The following is a 15,386-nucleotide window of genomic DNA, read 5'->3' as shown; positions in this document are numbered from 1 at the left end:
ATCACCTTCTTTTCATTCATTACCTTTACCATTCATATGTGATATGCCCTCTCTGGGAAGCTTATGTATAGCCCAAATTCAACTTAAAAAGCTCGTATTATTAAAAATACGAGCCTTTCAAAAATAGAATGTGTTTATTATTTCCTTAACTTCACACTATAAAAACGCATTTCATCTAACGAACCTTCAAATTCAAATACTTCTTGTTTAATTAATTGTTTCAAGCGATATTCTAAGAAAGTATCTCCAACTAACTGTTCAACAAGACCAAGTGCTTCACCAATTACTCTAGGAGCTTTAAGGAACTCTCGATCAGCACCCACACTTTTCGCGCATTCAATTATAAATTGATCAAAATAATCTTCCTGTACAGAATGCACTTCATTTTCTTTCCAAACTCTTAAACATTCTATGCTTTCCGATAATCTATCCCACTCATTTTCAAACTTCATGCGCTTCTCTTCAGTTAAATAAGGTAGCTTTATAAAACTTTTTTGGAATAGAGCTAAACTTTCAGGTGGTAATTCTCCCGTTCCACGAATATCATACTCTTGTTTTAATATTTCTCTACTTGCTTCAGACGTATTAATAACTCGAATATTTTTCTTATCCTTTAATTGTGCCATTACAAAACTTAGGCCTACATGTTCATGTGCATTATCAGCCTTCCAAATTGTAATAGGCGTTTCAACAGGAATAGTATGTAGTTCTTCTATAGTTGCTATAAATCTTGATAAATATTCTTCTTCAAAATAACTATCATAAGCAGTTAAGTTATTTATTAACCACTTCTGTCTTGCTAGTTGCCCCTCATTCGTATGCAACCTATATATCGGTCCAATTGAAAAGAATTCCGAAAAAGCAACAACACTCTCTTCAAATAATTCTTCTTGACTTAACATATATTTTAAGCAACCAGCCGTTGAATCATCAAAAGCAATATGTACGTGCGCACTTTCTTTTACATTCCTTTTATAAGTAGGATTACTCGTTAATTGTTTCGGAATATCCATCAAATTTTTAATTGTATCTTCACTTTAGTTTTCTTCTAATAAGTTTAACTGTATTAGAATACTTTGAAGTAAATCTTTAGCCTCATCTTCGTACATATCCTCTACAGCATTTTTAATTTTATCTATCACACAAATCCCTCTATTCATTTCAAAAATAACGTAGATTATAGTGTATCATTTTAGTATAGTTCTTTAAAGTCAAATCCAGATTGCTACAGCAATCTGGATTTTCAACAAAAGCTCTCCTTATATTTTTGAATTGCTAAATATTTTACTTTGAAAATCTTTGTATCTAAATGTATAATTATATAAAAACAAAAATATAGGAGCTATATTTATGGAGAAAGTACTTACTAATTATAAACATTACTTAAAAAATTGGAGATTTATATTTATTTGCATACTACCTGCTATTGCCTTATTCGTTACTTTCTATGTCATCTTCGAACTACTGTTTCATCAAAATTTCTACTTATCTAACTTAATTTCTGCTATCATATTATTTTTAATATTTATTAACGTTAAAGATAAATTTAACATTAAAGGCTAAAGAACACTATTTCAAAATAGCCCTTTATTATTGCATCCTACTATAAAATAAGACTCGTAGTAGATTTTCATAAAAAATAAGAGCACCCTGCAATTGGATGCTCTTATGTGATTAGAGGTTTTTTCTGAGTATTAAGTAGGACACGAAGATCTTGTCCTACTATATAATATATGCTTGTACTTATTATTTCGTGCATGTATTAAGAACCATGTTCAGGTACTTAATATATGCATAGTCATTGCTATAAAATCTACTCAAATATTTACTGTACGATTATCATATTTATAAATTAAAAAACATCCCTAATGGATGTTTTTTATCTAACATTTTAAGCTTCCATAAACTTAGCCGGTACACCAATTTTTTCAACTACAGAAGATATATTAGTAGGATTAATCATTACATTTTCAATACATACTAATTTATTTTCTAATATCCCATTCTCTGTAGTAATAAGTTCTTTAAACCGATCTAAAGTCATTGAGAATTTATGTTCACTTCCACCATTCATACTAACTTTTACATACTTCATAGTGTCACCGCCTTTCATAATAATTTACATTTCGACAAGAAGGCGCTTACATCCTTTTTATTTACTCTTAGATTTCTCACGTTTACATATATGTTGAGAAAAGAAACTACTATTATTCACTCACAAAATTATCGCTAATAGGAAAGATAAAGATAAAAATGCACAAAGTGGAATATATAAACCGGTATCCATTCTTGCAAAGTGCGTATCTTTTTGTCGTTTAAAGATACCAAAATAGTTAAACTCACCAATCACTCTAATAGAAAAGACAATCATACAAATCCAGGAACCGACTTGAATAATAACATTAGGAACTGCAAAATGAACAATATTTGCTTGTTGCAACAAAATTATTGCTGCCATACTTAATAATAATGCAATGAACAATGTCATTCGGGCGCGAGGTGTAAACGCCTTTTCCCCTGATTTAGTTGGAATAACACTATTTGTCCCCCAATTACCTCCGAAAGCCCAATATACATGTAAAAAGCTAACTAAGAATAATATGCAAGCAGATATATATGTAATGATAAGCATTTTATCCTCCCCTTATTTTAGTTCCTATCTATAAAATATGCTATTCCCCTCCGCAATAGCAACCTTCATTTCATTACATAAAAAAACCGTAATGATTTATCAATATTAAGATAAGTCATTACGGGGTTATTAAACTTCATTATGCATTATACCTATTTCTTCGGCGTTCCATCCTTGTTTGACCTTGAACTGCATTTTCTTTGTATGGATCTATTTTCTCTGTCATTTCATACGTTGCAACTGGTTCTTCGTACTTATATTCATGGATTTTTTCTGGCATTTTACTTTTAGATTCTTTCCCACCAAACTTAAATAGTTTCATCTTTAATTTCGGTAATCTTGGAAGACGAATCTTAAATGATAATCTTTTGCGTTTCTTTTTTGGTCCAAGTAGATTTATATTTTCTTTATTATTATCTTTCTCTTTGCGGTGAATGAACATCGCAAGTAATCCTCCTATTACAAGTCCTCCAATTAATAGTAATATATATACATAATGGCTTGTCATTAAACTCGTTATGCGTTCAAGTATGACTAACGACTGTACTTCTTTTATATCCCATAGTAAAGCGGCCCATAATGAGAATAAGCCCAAAGTAAGTCCATATGTACGAAAACGGAATAAACATGGAATTAACGCGACACATGCAGCAATTTTCGCATTTGCTATGATTGAGCTTGTTGAAATATCTTGATGCCAAATAACTAACAGTAGTGTTATAAATGGCGCATACGCTATCCAACTGCATATACGTGAATACATCTTTTTAGCAAAATAACTACCGAAACTAGTAAAAAATAAAAGCCCTCCAATATATATAGATTGTTCTAGAGGGATTTGCTTTGTAAGTCCTGCAATTGGAAAGAGGCCGCTCAGTAGCATTAAGAGCACATCTAATTTCTTCACAATTCCCCATTCCTTTCAAATTTTTTCAATTAATAAAAATCATTTTTCCATATGAAATAGTTTTTGTATTTCTAAAAAACATATTAATCCTGTCTGCACATAAAGTAAATATGTAAACGAAAAGATACTTGACAAAGGATATCCTTATTTACATGAAAAAATGACAAATCCTGATCGATATAACGAGCAGGATTTGTTTACTAGTATTTAAAGTAGAATAATTGAATCTTTCTTTTCTACTTTTACTACATCTACATCCAATTCATCATCAAATTCTTTAAACTCTCTTGCATCTATGTCAGTAATATAACTCTTTATTACCTTTTCCATATGCATGGAATATGTCATGTGTACATTCTTTTTCGAAAGCATACTAGAATTACAGCACATGTAATGTATCATTTTAGCGATATAATCCCTTTCTACAGGTTTTACACCTAATGGTAGAATTTCAAGTATATATCGCTGAAAAATCCCACTACAATTAAGTGAATATTCACCAGTGCTATAATACATCCCTTTTTGATCTGCATATAAGCCAATGCTATCTAGAGCATCATCACATTCTATTACACCGTAACTTGGTACATCAAAACCTGTATTTATTCTAATAATATTTAAATTTGGAACCTTTAACACCTCTGGAACAATATCAGGTAAAATATCTGTATTAATTTCTTTATTTTGTAACTTTTTTATCCAATACCTTCTCAAATTTGCATCTACAATGAAGTAAACTTGTTCATTTTGTTCTGTTGCATATTTTACAATTTCCATTAATGTTTCGGAAACATATTGTTTAAAAAGAGCTCCCATATCATTTCTCTTTGATGGTTGTGGTAAAAATGCATTATGTTTATTTATATTTAATAATACGTAATCAATCGTTTGCCATTCTGTATTCCCATATAATTTATATAAAATTTCTTTTCCTTTTATTTTTGAAAGAATAGGTAAGAAATCAAATTTCGATATTCGTTCAATTGATAAATTAACATATATACAAGGTAAATTTATCTTATTCCAACTACGCTTCAAAAATCCTTTTTGCTCTAATAAACTAAAAACACTATTTACAATTGTTTTACGCGATACACTTTGGCCTATAAATAAATTAATAAATGTTGAAATACGGTTTGCTCGTGCAAATCCCTCTCTAATGATTTGTTTTGGATCAATTTTTTCTCGTCCATCACAATTTTTCAATGCGATTAATGCTAATGTCGCATCACTGCGCTCGTCCGCGGTAGCATAGACAGCTTTCGTAACATCATCTACAAGATTTGTTTTATATTTTTGGCAATATTGCATTTTATATGGATTTTGTAACACCTTTTCAATATTGTATCTCACAACCTTTAATAACACTGGAAAATCTGTATTCAATACATAAGTATTTTCACCAACTTTAGTCAAAATAATTTCACTATCAAGTAATGCTTGTTCTATTTCCAGCACTATATTTTCAGACCAAACCTCTAATGTTAATGTCTCTAATCCTTTTGGTGCAAATAAAGGAAATAATTCATTTTTGTTATTTGTTGCTACCTTTTTACATTCTGGAAGTATTGTGAAATAAGAGAATTTACGCTGAAATTCTTTAAATAAATACTCTCTTTCCTTTACTTTTATACCCGGTTCTATTTTAGTACCTTGAACTTTATAAATTCTCTCATTGTATGGAAATAACACCCTTTTATTTTCCCCTACAATATAATCTTTCGGATATTGGAGAATATGGTCTAAATCCACCTCTCCCCCTATTTGAAAATCATCTTTTAAATTTCTAAATATTTTAATCCATTTCATACCGGTTGTAGCTTGTTGTATTTTTAGTTTTACAAACCGTATTTTTTTATTATTTGACGCAAACTCTGAGGTAGAAATCAATATCATGCCTCGTTTCCGTCTTAAAAGTAAAGGAATATCTGGATGATTATATTCTTGATATTAAGACTATTTTTATAGGTGTTTCGTATAAGTATGATTTAATTGATTAAAGCTATTTTTGAAGATGACATATCAGCGATAATTTATGTCTATTCTGTATAGGTGTTAGCAAGTTCGTTTGCAAACTTGTTAGCACTTTTTTATATTTCTTCTATTACATACACGGATACAAACAAATAATCCTTACCAGCTAAATCACCCTGTTTCTTTTCCTATTATTTTGCAACTTAAAAAATAAATAGCTCAAATTTTCATTTATGCCCTGAATAAAACTAAACCTTCCGTCAATACTATAAATGAGAAGATAATCTTTTCTCCTATTTCCTAAAGAATCAGCCAAGCAGCTAGCAAAAGCTAGCTGCTATTTAGATCGATTTTACAAATAAATCAAGTTTTAGTTATCTCGAATAAAAACCAATATTCCGTTAATACTAAATTCAAGGTGTTTTTCCCAAAAGACATCCCTTGTTGCAGTGTTTGTTAGAGCAGTTAATATAGATAACTGCTCTTTTTAATTTTTTAGTATAAGCTTAATTTTTTTGTTCATACTATACTTAACCCATGAGATAGTTATACTCCTTAATTTCATGGATGTAAATTTCTCACTGCAGTTAGCTTTTGCTAACTGCTTTTTTATTTATAGAACAATTACATAAAATTTTTTTTTGAAAATAGAATTATAAGTAGATTGTTATTGAGGGGAGAATCTTAATTATGAAAAACAATATTCATGTTTATGTAGGATTGATTTCATCTATAAGTATCTTTTTACTTTCACTATTATTTCTATATTTTAATCCGTATAGCGATCAACTATCTAATAAAGAATTTTTCATCACGGTTCTTTTCATGTTATTACTCCCCTCTTTTTGGGCGGTCATTTCAATAGTTAAAAGAGAAAATATTTTGATTTTAATTTGCAGTATTTGGTTATTACCTGGAGGAATCTATTTCGGAATATCTACAATTCCAAGTGTTTGGAATTTATATATTTTATTTCTACTTTTTTATTTTTTGTTTGTTTTTCAAATGAAAACTAAACAAAGTTAATTCAAAATGAATGACTCTCCTGTTTAAAACATGTACAAACATCCGTTATAGCTTGTACTAAAAATTCTAGTTCACGAGATTCCCGATAATAACTTTTTTACCAAGCATCACCACGTATTATACAAACATCTATTTCTATTTAAAAAGTAATTCTCTAACAAGTTCTTAAATATGGATTCTCGCATTCTAAAATAGTCTTTGTATAATTTCTTAAATATTTTGGAATGAATTTATATTTGTAGAATTTAATCAATTTGTTAACAATGGAAATTACCATTTAGTCTTAACTATTTGACCCTATATAAACTATAGTTTTCCTCTAAAGATAATTTCCATATCTCCATTTTAATATTGCATTTGTATCGCCTTTTGCACATTCTGCACATCATTTTTTAATAGCTGCTTTAAATCATAAGCTGGATAGTAACCACGTTCATACATAAAATTAAAAACCTGTGCGTGTAATTGTATAGCACCATTTATTTGACGGGTTAAAACTTCTCTAAGTCGCGGTGTTGCAGTTTCAGTAATCGCTATTGCATAATTTCGAACAGATGTCTTTGCTAACCCAAGCAAATCTCCAGCGTAAAATCCAGTGTCATCACGATGTTGCGATTGAAATCCAGGAGCATATGGATAAAACTGTACTAACTCTTGTAAATTGTTTTGTATAGCATTTATAGCTTTAATATATAACGATTGAAGTGCTTGATCTGGTACATTTCTAACTGATTTTTTTAATTTAATTAAACCATTCGCTTGGAATGCTACTAATTCATGTAAATCCAATGTTTCATGCCAAGCTAATTGATTAGGATAAGACATAGATGTTCCCCCTTAATATGCATTCATTCTACATTATGCAAAAAAATTCAAAAAGGGCCTATACTATATGAATTCATTTCAACCTAATTTATCATTTCTTTCCATTTTTCTATGTTAATCACAATAAAATAGACCTAATTCCTCTTCCCTACTTTTTTATATCCTTAATTTTGATTTTCAAAATGACTTCTTCGCCTTTACAATCTATAAATTTAATTTTTTCTTCTTTAAAAATCCACATCATAATACATCCTTTCTTATTTCGTTATAAACCATACTAGTTAGAAAATATAAATGTGAACATTGTACCTACATATTTTTTCAAATTTTATAGTTACTTAAATTTATACATTATTAGATATTAAAGTAACTCGTTGCAGGGGTTACCCATTAAATTATTTCATTTTAATAAATCGAAAAATAATTATTCTTGCTGTGTTAGTCACCCATTCTTAAGTAATTAATAGGCTATATATTATGACTTAGGAGGGATAAAAAGATGACTATACTTTATGATAAAGACTCTTTACAAAAAAAATTTACTAACCTTCCACATTGGCAACAAGAAGCTTTTCGTTCTTTCAAATTGAAAATGACAGATAAAAATAAACCTTTCCCTTGTATACCAGCCCAACACGGTTTTACAGCCAATCACCTCAGATACGGATTCATTGGTGATCCTAGAGATATGAGTACTAGTGCGGATTTTGCTGCATTACTTAAAGAATATACTGAATGTTCTAGAGAAACAGGTCAATACGCCTCATTTATTGTTTTTATTCATACACCAATAGATTTAGAGCGAGAAACTACAGTTGAAGATTTTGAACATATTTATTGGTCTCTCCTTAATACAACTAGCCGTTTGGACGAGATGGAATGGCCTACACACATTCCAAATGACCCTATGGAAAACACTTGGGAATTTTGCTTTCATAATGAATCATATTTCGTTTACTGCGCTACACCCGCCCATGTCAATAGACAAAGTAGACATTTTTCATGTATGATGCTCGCTTTAACCCCTAGATGGGTTTTACAGGGGATTATGAGCTCTGAGAAACGCAATAGAAAACTAAAAAACTTAATACGCCAACGTCTAGCCGCTTATGATAAAGCTCCTATTCATCCTTCTCTCAAAGATTATGGTCAAAAAGATAATTATGAATGGCAGCAATATTTTTTACGTGATGATGAGACAATTCCATCAAAATGTCCATTTTCTCGAATAATAAAATACTTGCATAAAAATAAGTAATCCCCTCTGCTTTTTATTATTTAGTTGTACAAACTTTAACCACTGAATAGATTTAATATAGATCAAATTTAGTGGGAGGAGCATGTTATACGTGGGGATATTTTTAAGCTATGTTTTCTTGGGTTTATCATTATCTGCTCCAATGGGGCCTATAAATGCTGCACAGTTAGAAAAGGGTATTAGAAGTGGTTTTTTTCACGCTTGGATTCTCGGCATAGGAGCCTTACTTGCAGATGTTATCTACATGGCACTTATTTATTTAGGGGTAATTCATTTCCTTGAAAAAGATATTATAAAACTTTTCTTATGGTCTTTCGGAGCTTTTGTTTTAATCTATACAGGCATCGAAAGTTTAAAAAACGCGAAACAAATTAGCATTAGTAATACTAGAAATGACGATTCAATTATTAAAAGCTTCTTTTCTGGTTTCTTTATGTCTTTATCTAATCCATTAACAATCCTATTTTGGCTTGGCATTTTCGGCTCGATATTAGCAAAAGCCGCTTCTTCTTATAATAAAGAGCAGCTTTTGTTATATAGCTTAGGGATTATTTTAGGTATTTTTATATGGGATATTACGATGGCAAGTACATCTAGTATGTTTCGGAAAATTTTGAATGCTCGTATATTGTCTCTTATAACGGCAGTATCTGGCATATCACTTATTATTTATGGATTATATTTTGGTTTTCAAACTTACCAAATTATTTTTCAATAACTTCTATTATTTATTTCTGACATACTATTCCTATTGTGAAAAGAAAGATACTTCATATAGCTGTATTTCTTTTTCTTGAGATAAAATGAACAATTATAGTAACAAGAATAACTATTCCTAAAAACAACAAACTCACTAGGAAACCGAAACGGGTTGTTTTTTGCAATAATGTTCCACTAACAGCTAATGCAATCATAATAAGACCAATAATACTTTTTATCTGCATCCAACCTTTTGGATTCATTAATTTCCAAAATGAAAGAAGAATTAAACTCCATGTATATAACAACATTAATCCAGCTGCAGTTGTTACATATTCATATATATTTTTGGGTAGGAATAAAGCACTAAGGATAGAAGCACCAAGTCCAATTATAATAAGAATTAAGGCTGGAAAAGAGATGTTTTTTTTATTTTTTTTAGCAAACATTGCAGGTGCATCTCCCTCTTCAGCTAAATTCATTAATACACTTGTAACTGCAAATAATGAACCAACTAATGTTGAAAAACCCGCTAAAATTAATACCACATTTAAAATAAATGGCACGTACGGCAAATTATAATCTTGTAATGCTATTACAAAAGGACTTTCTTTCGTATTAAACTGGTTTAATGGAACCATCATAATTGCCAACCCTAAAGAAACTACGTAAATAATCGTTAAAATCATTAACATTACTCTTCCTGATTTCTTTGCATCTTTAGGGTCTTTAAGCCTTATTGTCATTAACCCCATAATTTCAATTCCTCCAAATGCATAAAATGCATAAATTAGAGAAGACCAAGTGCCTTTTAATCCATTTGGAAACCAATCTTTAAAATTCCGCGGAATTTGTGCTTTATATAAACCACCCTTTATAAATCCTAAAATAACCAAAATAGCAATTACAATAAACCCCATAATAGCAGCGATCTTTATAATAGCCATCCATTTCTCTAAACGTTCGAATATCTTTACCCCTATAAAAATAATTAATATAGCCGCTACTCCATATATAGTAGCAAATATCCATAATGGTATTTTAGGAAACCAGTAGCGTGAAAAGATTCCTAACGCACTTAACTGGCTACCCATAATAAGCAGTTCAGAACACCAATATGTCCATCCATGACTAAAACCCGCCCAATTTCCAAAAGCTTTTCTTGAATAAATGCGAAAAGATCCTTTTTGTGGATCTTCTACAGCCATTTTTGCCAATGCCTCAAATACAATATATGTAGTGAATCCAGTTAAAATAAGAATAAGAATAATTGAAGAACCACCTATTTTAATTCCTATACTAGATCCTAAAAAAAAGCCCGTCCCTATCGTACAACCAATCCCAATAAGTGAGAGTTGCCACCATTTTAAATCTTTTTTTTCTTTCGTTTCATTATTAACATCATGACAGGTCATATTACTATTCTCCTTTATTCATTTCGAGAATGTCCCTCATGATTACTTAAATACTTCTCAGCAAGCTTTTCAACAACATCATTGACATCATGAGCCTTTATTTTGTGATTTGCTACTCTTTCACTTCCTACAGAAATCTCAACTGTAAATAACGCTTCATATTTCATTTTTTCTGCTCCTTTCGAATCAAATACAACCTCTCATCTTTTATCCTTTTATTTCGCAAAAATTAATTATGTATTTAAAACCTCGTCAGTCTAAAAGTTAAAAAAATAAATTCGAATTATAGTTGTAAATCTAAAAAAATTCTAACGCTACTAAGCTTATTTACTAAAAAAATGTATGAGAAAGGAGAGACAGCATGCCTCTCCTCTATATCCATTTCGTATATAAAATTAACGAGTAACGCCACCGCCAAGTTGTTGCTCAGCTAATGATACAAGACGTTTTGTAATTTCACCACCAACAGATCCGTTTGCACCAGCTGTTGCATCTGCACCAAGTTGCACTCCAAATTCTTGAGCAATTTCATATTTCATTTGATCAAGAGCTTGTTCAGCGCCACGTACTAATAATTGGTTGCTGCTTCCACTGTTATTGTTTGACATGTTAATTCACCTCCTTCTTTCTTTAATATGTTAAATTACATGATAAAATATATAGTTAATTAATTGGTAATTACGACCACGAATTCAAAGGTATAATTGATGCTCTTTAAGCTCAAAATAATAGTGTATAGGAGAACGAAATATAACATACGTGCCATGGGATATCATAAATAGGCCTCCATTACAATGTAAAACGGGTTACGCTCTATAAAAGCATAACCCGTTTTTAATGAAATATTTCATTCTATATACTTTTCAAATAATGGAGGAAAATAATGAAACATATTGTTGCCTTATTAATTAAATACACAGCTATTACTGCAGTATTACTAATTATACTTGGTATTTTTCAAGACATTTCAATCCCTAGGGTATTACTGATTTCTCTTCTCCTTACAGGAGCTGCTTATTTAATCGGAGATCTCTTTATTTTACCTAAGTATGGAAACATGATTGCTACAATTGCAGATTTTGGCTTAAGCTTTGTTGGAATCTGGTTTCTAACATACCTATTAACTAATTCAGATTTCACTCGTAATATTGGTTTTTCTTCATTTGTAGCTGCTTTGATTATAGGTGGGATAGAAGTTTTCTTCCATATTTATATGAAGAAGGTAGTACTACATGAAGAGGATACATCAAGCGAAAATAATCAAATTCACCATGATAACTATGCTATGGAAATGTCAGATGAATATATAGATTCTTCTACAATAAAAAAATCCCAATCCGAGAAATTATCCAATAAAGAAAAATAAAGAAGTGGCATAGGCCACTTCTTTATTTTATATTACGCTTGATCAGAGTTTTTCACATGTAATGGAGGTAAAACTATCCATCCTTTTTTCTTACTTAAACGTAGCAAAGCTACACCTGCCTGTGCTTTTTTCATATGGAATTGTCCAAATAGCATCCCTACATCTTCTCGAAGACATTTTCCCATCACTTGACTACATGTCACAAGCCCTGCTGCTAAACTTGCTGAAACAGCAGCCGCAATTTCCGCATCATTAATGCGTGCTCCAGGAGGAATATCTTCAATTGATGCATTCGGTCGTTCTGGAGGGGCAGGTGGTAAAGCGACCCCATTTACCTTTAAGAGAGCTTTTAATTCTTCTACTTCTGAATTCATATCATTCTCAATTAAATTATCTAAGAATTTCTTTAAATCTTCATCACCAGTATGATTTATGTATACTTGATATCCGGCAATGGAACCTTGCACTGTAAGAAGAGCACTCCAAATATCAAAAACTTCTCCATAATGTAAAGGTTCATTTTGAGGATTTCCACTTAATATACCCATTCTTAAATACCTTCCTTTCAAAAAAAACATCATAAATATGCTTTTCAATATGAGTAACAAACTATGAATTATATTTCTTCGTACAACATTTCGCTTGCTGTTCATGAGAAACGCCTTCCCATACTCTGTTCTTTGAAAGCAAAACAAAATACTCAAAGATTATTACTGAAATTTATTCACAACCTTTGAGTACAAATGCAATTATTATAAGGATTTACTTTATTGTTCTATTGCTCAATTGATTTGGATAATTGTAATCACTTAGTTTGAAATGAAATTAACGAGTAATTCCACCGCTAAGTTGTTGTTCTGCTAAAGCTACAAGACGTTTTGTAATTTCACCACCAACAGAACCATTTGCACGAGAAGTTGTATCTGCACCTAGTTGTACACCAAACTCTTGTGCAATCTCATACTTCATTTGATCAAGTGCATTCTCAGCACCTTGAACTAATAATTCATTACGGCTTTTACTATTATTTTTTGCCATATCGTTTCACCTCCTATGGTTTTAATATGCTATGAATCACAGAAAAATATATATACCATTTTATGGTAATTTATTTTCGAGGGATAAGTTCTAGTTTTAACCTCATAATATGGCAGAGGGAAATAGGAGAAAGAATGATTGATTCCTTTCATAACGGAACTTGTTTACTTTGATTACTTCACTCCTATCTCCCTTTGTAACAAAAAAGAAGAGGCGTGAAAACCTTGGAGGAAAAAGTAAAAGGCGTTCATGAAATAAATGAATTACACGAAATGTTAACTTTTAAAAACGTTTGTATGAAGAAATCTGCTGTAATGGCCAGTGTCGCCCAAGATCCAGCTTTAAAGAATCTTTTACAACAAGATATTAAGACGATTTTTATGAACATTTCGTATAAGTGTGATTTAACTGATTAAAGCTATTTTCAAAGAAGACATATCAGCGATAATTTATGTCTATTTCTTATAGGTGTTAGCAAGTTTGTTAGCACTTTTTTTATTAAAATTGCGGTACAGTTAAAAAATAAAATTCTCATTAATTTCTCTCTTATTTAAATCTCTATATAAAAATGTTAAAATGTAAAAATTAAAACAAAAAGGAGAGTATATTAATGAAAAAAATAAAATTTATATTACTAAGCTTAGTAATGGTACTAATTACTTCTTTTACGCATTCTTCTAATATTAGTGCCGAAAAAGAAAAATACGAGAATTTTTTCCCACAAGGTTCTCAATATGAACAAGGAGAATATGATTCTAGAGCACATCAACCTTTAGCTTATAATTGGTCCAACAACTCACCATATAACGGTACGGATGTAAATAACATAAGATGGAAATATAGGATAACTGGTATGAATTCATTTCTAGGACAACCTGTAATAGGAAATGACGGAACTATTTATGCTGGGAATATGAATCACAAATTATATGCGTTAAACCCTAATGGTTCACTTAAATGGGAATATACATCTCAAGAATCTAATATAAAATCCCCAGCATCTATTGGTGTAAATAATATTATCTATTTCTCTGCTGGCCCCTTGTATGCGTTAAATTCTGACGGTTCACTTAAATGGAAGTCTCAAAATAAAGGGTTTTATCAAACTCCTGCTATAGGAAAAGATGGGACTATTTATGTTTATAGTACTTATGGTTCTAGTTTAGAAGCATATAATCCTGATGGTTCACTTAAATGGAAATCTAATAGTATGTTAGGGAGAAGCACTTTATATTCTACAGGAAATTTAATTGCTGCTGACGGAACAATCTATACCCTAACTGGAAGTTATATATATGCACATAAAAATAACGGTGAAGAAAAATGGAAGCTTAAACTGCCTGAAGAGATAAAAGGTAACTATTCTATAGGTTTAAGCGGAGAAATTTATATTACCCTTTCTGAAAAACTACTTGTTGTCTCCCCATCTGGGACGATACAAGCTGAATGGGACTTAAATGAAAATTTATACGGAACTCCTATCATATCCCAAAAAGATAAAGTAATATATGTTGGTGGTACTAAAAATTTATTCGCATTAAACATAGACGGATCTATCAAATGGAAATACCCGACTAAAGACTTGGTTACTCTTTCACCACTTCTAGATAATAACGGGATAATCTATACTGGGGTGAAAAACGATGGGATACACGTATTAAATCCTGATGGTTCATTAAAATGGAAAGTTGACCTTTCTTCTTCACAAGCTGCATTTTCTAATAATAATTCTTTATCTATGGATAAATTAGGAAATCTGTATTTATTTGCTCAAGAGCTAGAAGATAATAACAGTAAATCGTATAATACAATTATATCAATAGGTAAAACCACTGATAACATTTGTCCTACCCCAACTGAAGGAAATGGCTATATTGAATGGCTTGAATATAAAATGAAAAATGGTGACCTTACATCTGAAGAAATCCAAAGAGCTCAAGAACGCTTAGCAGAAGATTTAAACACCTTAAATAAATTAGCAAAAAAATAAAATCCCTGTAATATAAAATATTTTGTCTCATAAAATCAGCAACCACAAAATGTTGTTATCCAGGAAGATACTGAAGAAGGATGCTTCCTAATACTAAGTAATTTTAATACAAATACAAGACAATATACTTTTACTTCACATATACATAGGCTTCATAGCTTTTACATAGTATGGTTTACCTTTGCTATTGTGTACCTTATATTAATATGTATTGGGTTTTAAGGTTATAATAGAATATGCGAATAGGAATGATTTT

Annotated in this window: 17 protein-coding genes and 1 pseudogene; 7 read left to right on the top strand and 11 right to left on the bottom strand. The window is 30.7% G+C overall.

Annotated elements, in window-relative coordinates:
* Positions 1-137 precede the first annotated feature (137 nt).
* Positions 138-1,160: pseudogene (locus DN407_RS12710) on the bottom strand (DUF1835 domain-containing protein).
* A 190-nt stretch (positions 1,161-1,350) separates the two neighbouring features.
* Here DN407_RS12710 and DN407_RS12705 point away from each other — a divergent pair.
* Positions 1,351-1,563: a hypothetical protein gene (locus tag DN407_RS12705; protein ID WP_000416828.1), complete on the top strand. Its 213-nt coding sequence runs from the start codon at positions 1,351-1,353 to the stop codon at positions 1,561-1,563.
* Between the two features lie 328 nt (positions 1,564-1,891).
* Here DN407_RS12705 and DN407_RS12700 read toward each other — a convergent pair whose 3' ends face one another.
* From DN407_RS12700 to DN407_RS12685, 4 genes are all read right to left on the bottom strand, one after another.
* Entirely contained in the window at positions 1,892-2,095 is a 204-nt protein-coding gene (locus tag DN407_RS12700) for a hypothetical protein (RefSeq protein WP_000878372.1), read from the bottom strand.
* Positions 2,096-2,215: 120 nt separating this feature from the next.
* Complete coding sequence (locus DN407_RS12695; protein WP_000905575.1) at positions 2,216-2,632, bottom strand: DUF3995 domain-containing protein; 417 nt, start codon at positions 2,630-2,632, stop codon at positions 2,216-2,218.
* A gap of 139 nt (positions 2,633-2,771) precedes the next feature.
* The gene (locus DN407_RS12690; RefSeq protein ID WP_000732183.1) at positions 2,772-3,539 is read right to left on the bottom strand and encodes a DUF3959 family protein; all 768 of its coding nucleotides are present in this window, start codon (positions 3,537-3,539) and stop codon (positions 2,772-2,774) included.
* A 207-nt stretch (positions 3,540-3,746) separates the two neighbouring features.
* A complete protein-coding gene (locus DN407_RS12685; protein WP_149216337.1) occupies positions 3,747-5,429 on the bottom strand; it encodes an RNaseH domain-containing protein in 1,683 nt (560 codons plus the stop codon).
* Between the two features lie 774 nt (positions 5,430-6,203).
* Between DN407_RS12685 and DN407_RS12680 the strand changes: the two genes are divergently transcribed.
* Positions 6,204-6,539 carry a hypothetical protein gene (locus DN407_RS12680; protein ID WP_069604806.1) on the top strand — a complete coding sequence of 112 codons (336 nt, stop codon included), beginning with the start codon at positions 6,204-6,206 and terminating at the stop codon, positions 6,537-6,539.
* A gap of 345 nt (positions 6,540-6,884) precedes the next feature.
* Here DN407_RS12680 and cotF read toward each other — a convergent pair whose 3' ends face one another.
* The gene (gene cotF, locus DN407_RS12675) at positions 6,885-7,364 is read right to left on the bottom strand and encodes a spore coat protein CotF (RefSeq protein ID WP_065484273.1); all 480 of its coding nucleotides are present in this window, start codon (positions 7,362-7,364) and stop codon (positions 6,885-6,887) included.
* Between the two features lie 499 nt (positions 7,365-7,863).
* On the opposite strand from cotF, the gene DN407_RS12670 reads away from it, so the two are divergent.
* Both DN407_RS12670 and DN407_RS12665 read left to right on the top strand, forming a co-directional pair.
* Positions 7,864-8,622 carry a YqcI/YcgG family protein gene (locus DN407_RS12670; protein WP_149216336.1) on the top strand — a complete coding sequence of 253 codons (759 nt, stop codon included), beginning with the start codon at positions 7,864-7,866 and terminating at the stop codon, positions 8,620-8,622.
* Between the two features lie 91 nt (positions 8,623-8,713).
* Positions 8,714-9,340 (top strand): LysE family transporter, encoded by a 627-nt coding sequence (locus tag DN407_RS12665; RefSeq protein ID WP_149216335.1) that lies wholly within the window; start codon positions 8,714-8,716, stop codon positions 9,338-9,340.
* A 52-nt stretch (positions 9,341-9,392) separates the two neighbouring features.
* On the opposite strand, the gene DN407_RS12660 is transcribed toward DN407_RS12665, so the two are convergent.
* The 3 genes from DN407_RS12660 to DN407_RS12655 all read right to left on the bottom strand — a co-directional run bounded on the left by DN407_RS12660 (position 9,393) and on the right by DN407_RS12655 (position 11,344).
* The gene (locus DN407_RS12660; RefSeq protein WP_118414568.1) at positions 9,393-10,736 is read right to left on the bottom strand and encodes an amino acid permease; all 1,344 of its coding nucleotides are present in this window, start codon (positions 10,734-10,736) and stop codon (positions 9,393-9,395) included.
* A gap of 14 nt (positions 10,737-10,750) precedes the next feature.
* The gene (locus DN407_RS31630; protein WP_170962689.1) at positions 10,751-10,903 is read right to left on the bottom strand and encodes a hypothetical protein; all 153 of its coding nucleotides are present in this window, start codon (positions 10,901-10,903) and stop codon (positions 10,751-10,753) included.
* A 228-nt stretch (positions 10,904-11,131) separates the two neighbouring features.
* On the bottom strand, positions 11,132-11,344 hold the full coding sequence (locus DN407_RS12655; RefSeq protein WP_149216334.1) for an alpha/beta-type small acid-soluble spore protein: 213 nt from the start codon (positions 11,342-11,344) through the stop codon (positions 11,132-11,134).
* A 275-nt stretch (positions 11,345-11,619) separates the two neighbouring features.
* On the opposite strand from DN407_RS12655, the gene DN407_RS12650 reads away from it, so the two are divergent.
* Complete coding sequence (locus tag DN407_RS12650) at positions 11,620-12,102, top strand: YndM family protein (protein ID WP_149216333.1); 483 nt, start codon at positions 11,620-11,622, stop codon at positions 12,100-12,102.
* A gap of 32 nt (positions 12,103-12,134) precedes the next feature.
* Here the strand turns inward: DN407_RS12650 and DN407_RS12645 are convergent, their stop codons facing one another.
* A complete protein-coding gene (locus tag DN407_RS12645; protein WP_149216332.1) occupies positions 12,135-12,650 on the bottom strand; it encodes a DUF3231 family protein in 516 nt (171 codons plus the stop codon).
* A gap of 277 nt (positions 12,651-12,927) precedes the next feature.
* Positions 12,928-13,140, bottom strand: coding sequence for an alpha/beta-type small acid-soluble spore protein (locus DN407_RS12640; protein WP_149216331.1), 213 nt, complete (start codon positions 13,138-13,140; stop codon positions 12,928-12,930).
* 224 nt (positions 13,141-13,364) lie between these two features.
* Here DN407_RS12640 and DN407_RS12635 point away from each other — a divergent pair, with 224 nt between their 5' ends.
* Together DN407_RS12635 and DN407_RS12630 are read left to right on the top strand one after the other, a co-directional pair.
* Entirely contained in the window at positions 13,365-13,556 is a 192-nt protein-coding gene (locus tag DN407_RS12635; protein ID WP_149216330.1) for a spore coat protein, read from the top strand.
* Positions 13,557-13,750: 194 nt separating this feature from the next.
* On the top strand, positions 13,751-15,130 hold the full coding sequence (locus DN407_RS12630) for an outer membrane protein assembly factor BamB family protein (protein ID WP_149216329.1): 1,380 nt from the start codon (positions 13,751-13,753) through the stop codon (positions 15,128-15,130).
* Positions 15,131-15,386: the final 256 nt, after the last annotated feature.

Origin of the sequence: Bacillus sp. JAS24-2 (genome assembly GCF_008274905.1) — a bacterium.
Lineage (GTDB): Bacteria > Bacillota > Bacilli > Bacillales > Bacillaceae_G > Bacillus_A > Bacillus_A cereus.
The sequence above is the reverse complement of the archived record's forward strand: the minus strand, read 5'-3'. Positions and strand labels throughout refer to the sequence as shown.

Excerpts from the sequence above, each read along its gene's own strand:
- DN407_RS12705 (WP_000416828.1), top strand. The coding sequence starts at position 1,351 with ATGGAGAAAGTACTTACTAATTATAAACATTACTTAAAAAATTGGAGA.
- DN407_RS12700 (WP_000878372.1), bottom strand. The coding sequence starts at position 2,095 with ATGAAGTATGTAAAAGTTAGTATGAATGGTGGAAGTGAACATAAATTC.
- DN407_RS12695 (WP_000905575.1), bottom strand. The coding sequence starts at position 2,632 with ATGCTTATCATTACATATATATCTGCTTGCATATTATTCTTAGTTAGC.
- DN407_RS12680 (WP_069604806.1), top strand. The coding sequence starts at position 6,204 with ATGAAAAACAATATTCATGTTTATGTAGGATTGATTTCATCTATAAGT.
- cotF (WP_065484273.1), bottom strand. The coding sequence starts at position 7,364 with ATGTCTTATCCTAATCAATTAGCTTGGCATGAAACATTGGATTTACAT.
- DN407_RS12670 (WP_149216336.1), top strand. The coding sequence starts at position 7,864 with ATGACTATACTTTATGATAAAGACTCTTTACAAAAAAAATTTACTAAC.
- DN407_RS12660 (WP_118414568.1), bottom strand. The coding sequence starts at position 10,736 with ATGACCTGTCATGATGTTAATAATGAAACGAAAGAAAAAAAAGATTTA.
- DN407_RS31630 (WP_170962689.1), bottom strand. The coding sequence starts at position 10,903 with ATGAAATATGAAGCGTTATTTACAGTTGAGATTTCTGTAGGAAGTGAA.
- DN407_RS12655 (WP_149216334.1), bottom strand. The coding sequence starts at position 11,344 with ATGTCAAACAATAACAGTGGAAGCAGCAACCAATTATTAGTACGTGGC.
- DN407_RS12650 (WP_149216333.1), top strand. The coding sequence starts at position 11,620 with ATGAAACATATTGTTGCCTTATTAATTAAATACACAGCTATTACTGCA.
- DN407_RS12645 (WP_149216332.1), bottom strand. The coding sequence starts at position 12,650 with ATGGGTATATTAAGTGGAAATCCTCAAAATGAACCTTTACATTATGGA.
- DN407_RS12640 (WP_149216331.1), bottom strand. The coding sequence starts at position 13,140 with ATGGCAAAAAATAATAGTAAAAGCCGTAATGAATTATTAGTTCAAGGT.
- DN407_RS12630 (WP_149216329.1), top strand. The coding sequence starts at position 13,751 with ATGAAAAAAATAAAATTTATATTACTAAGCTTAGTAATGGTACTAATT.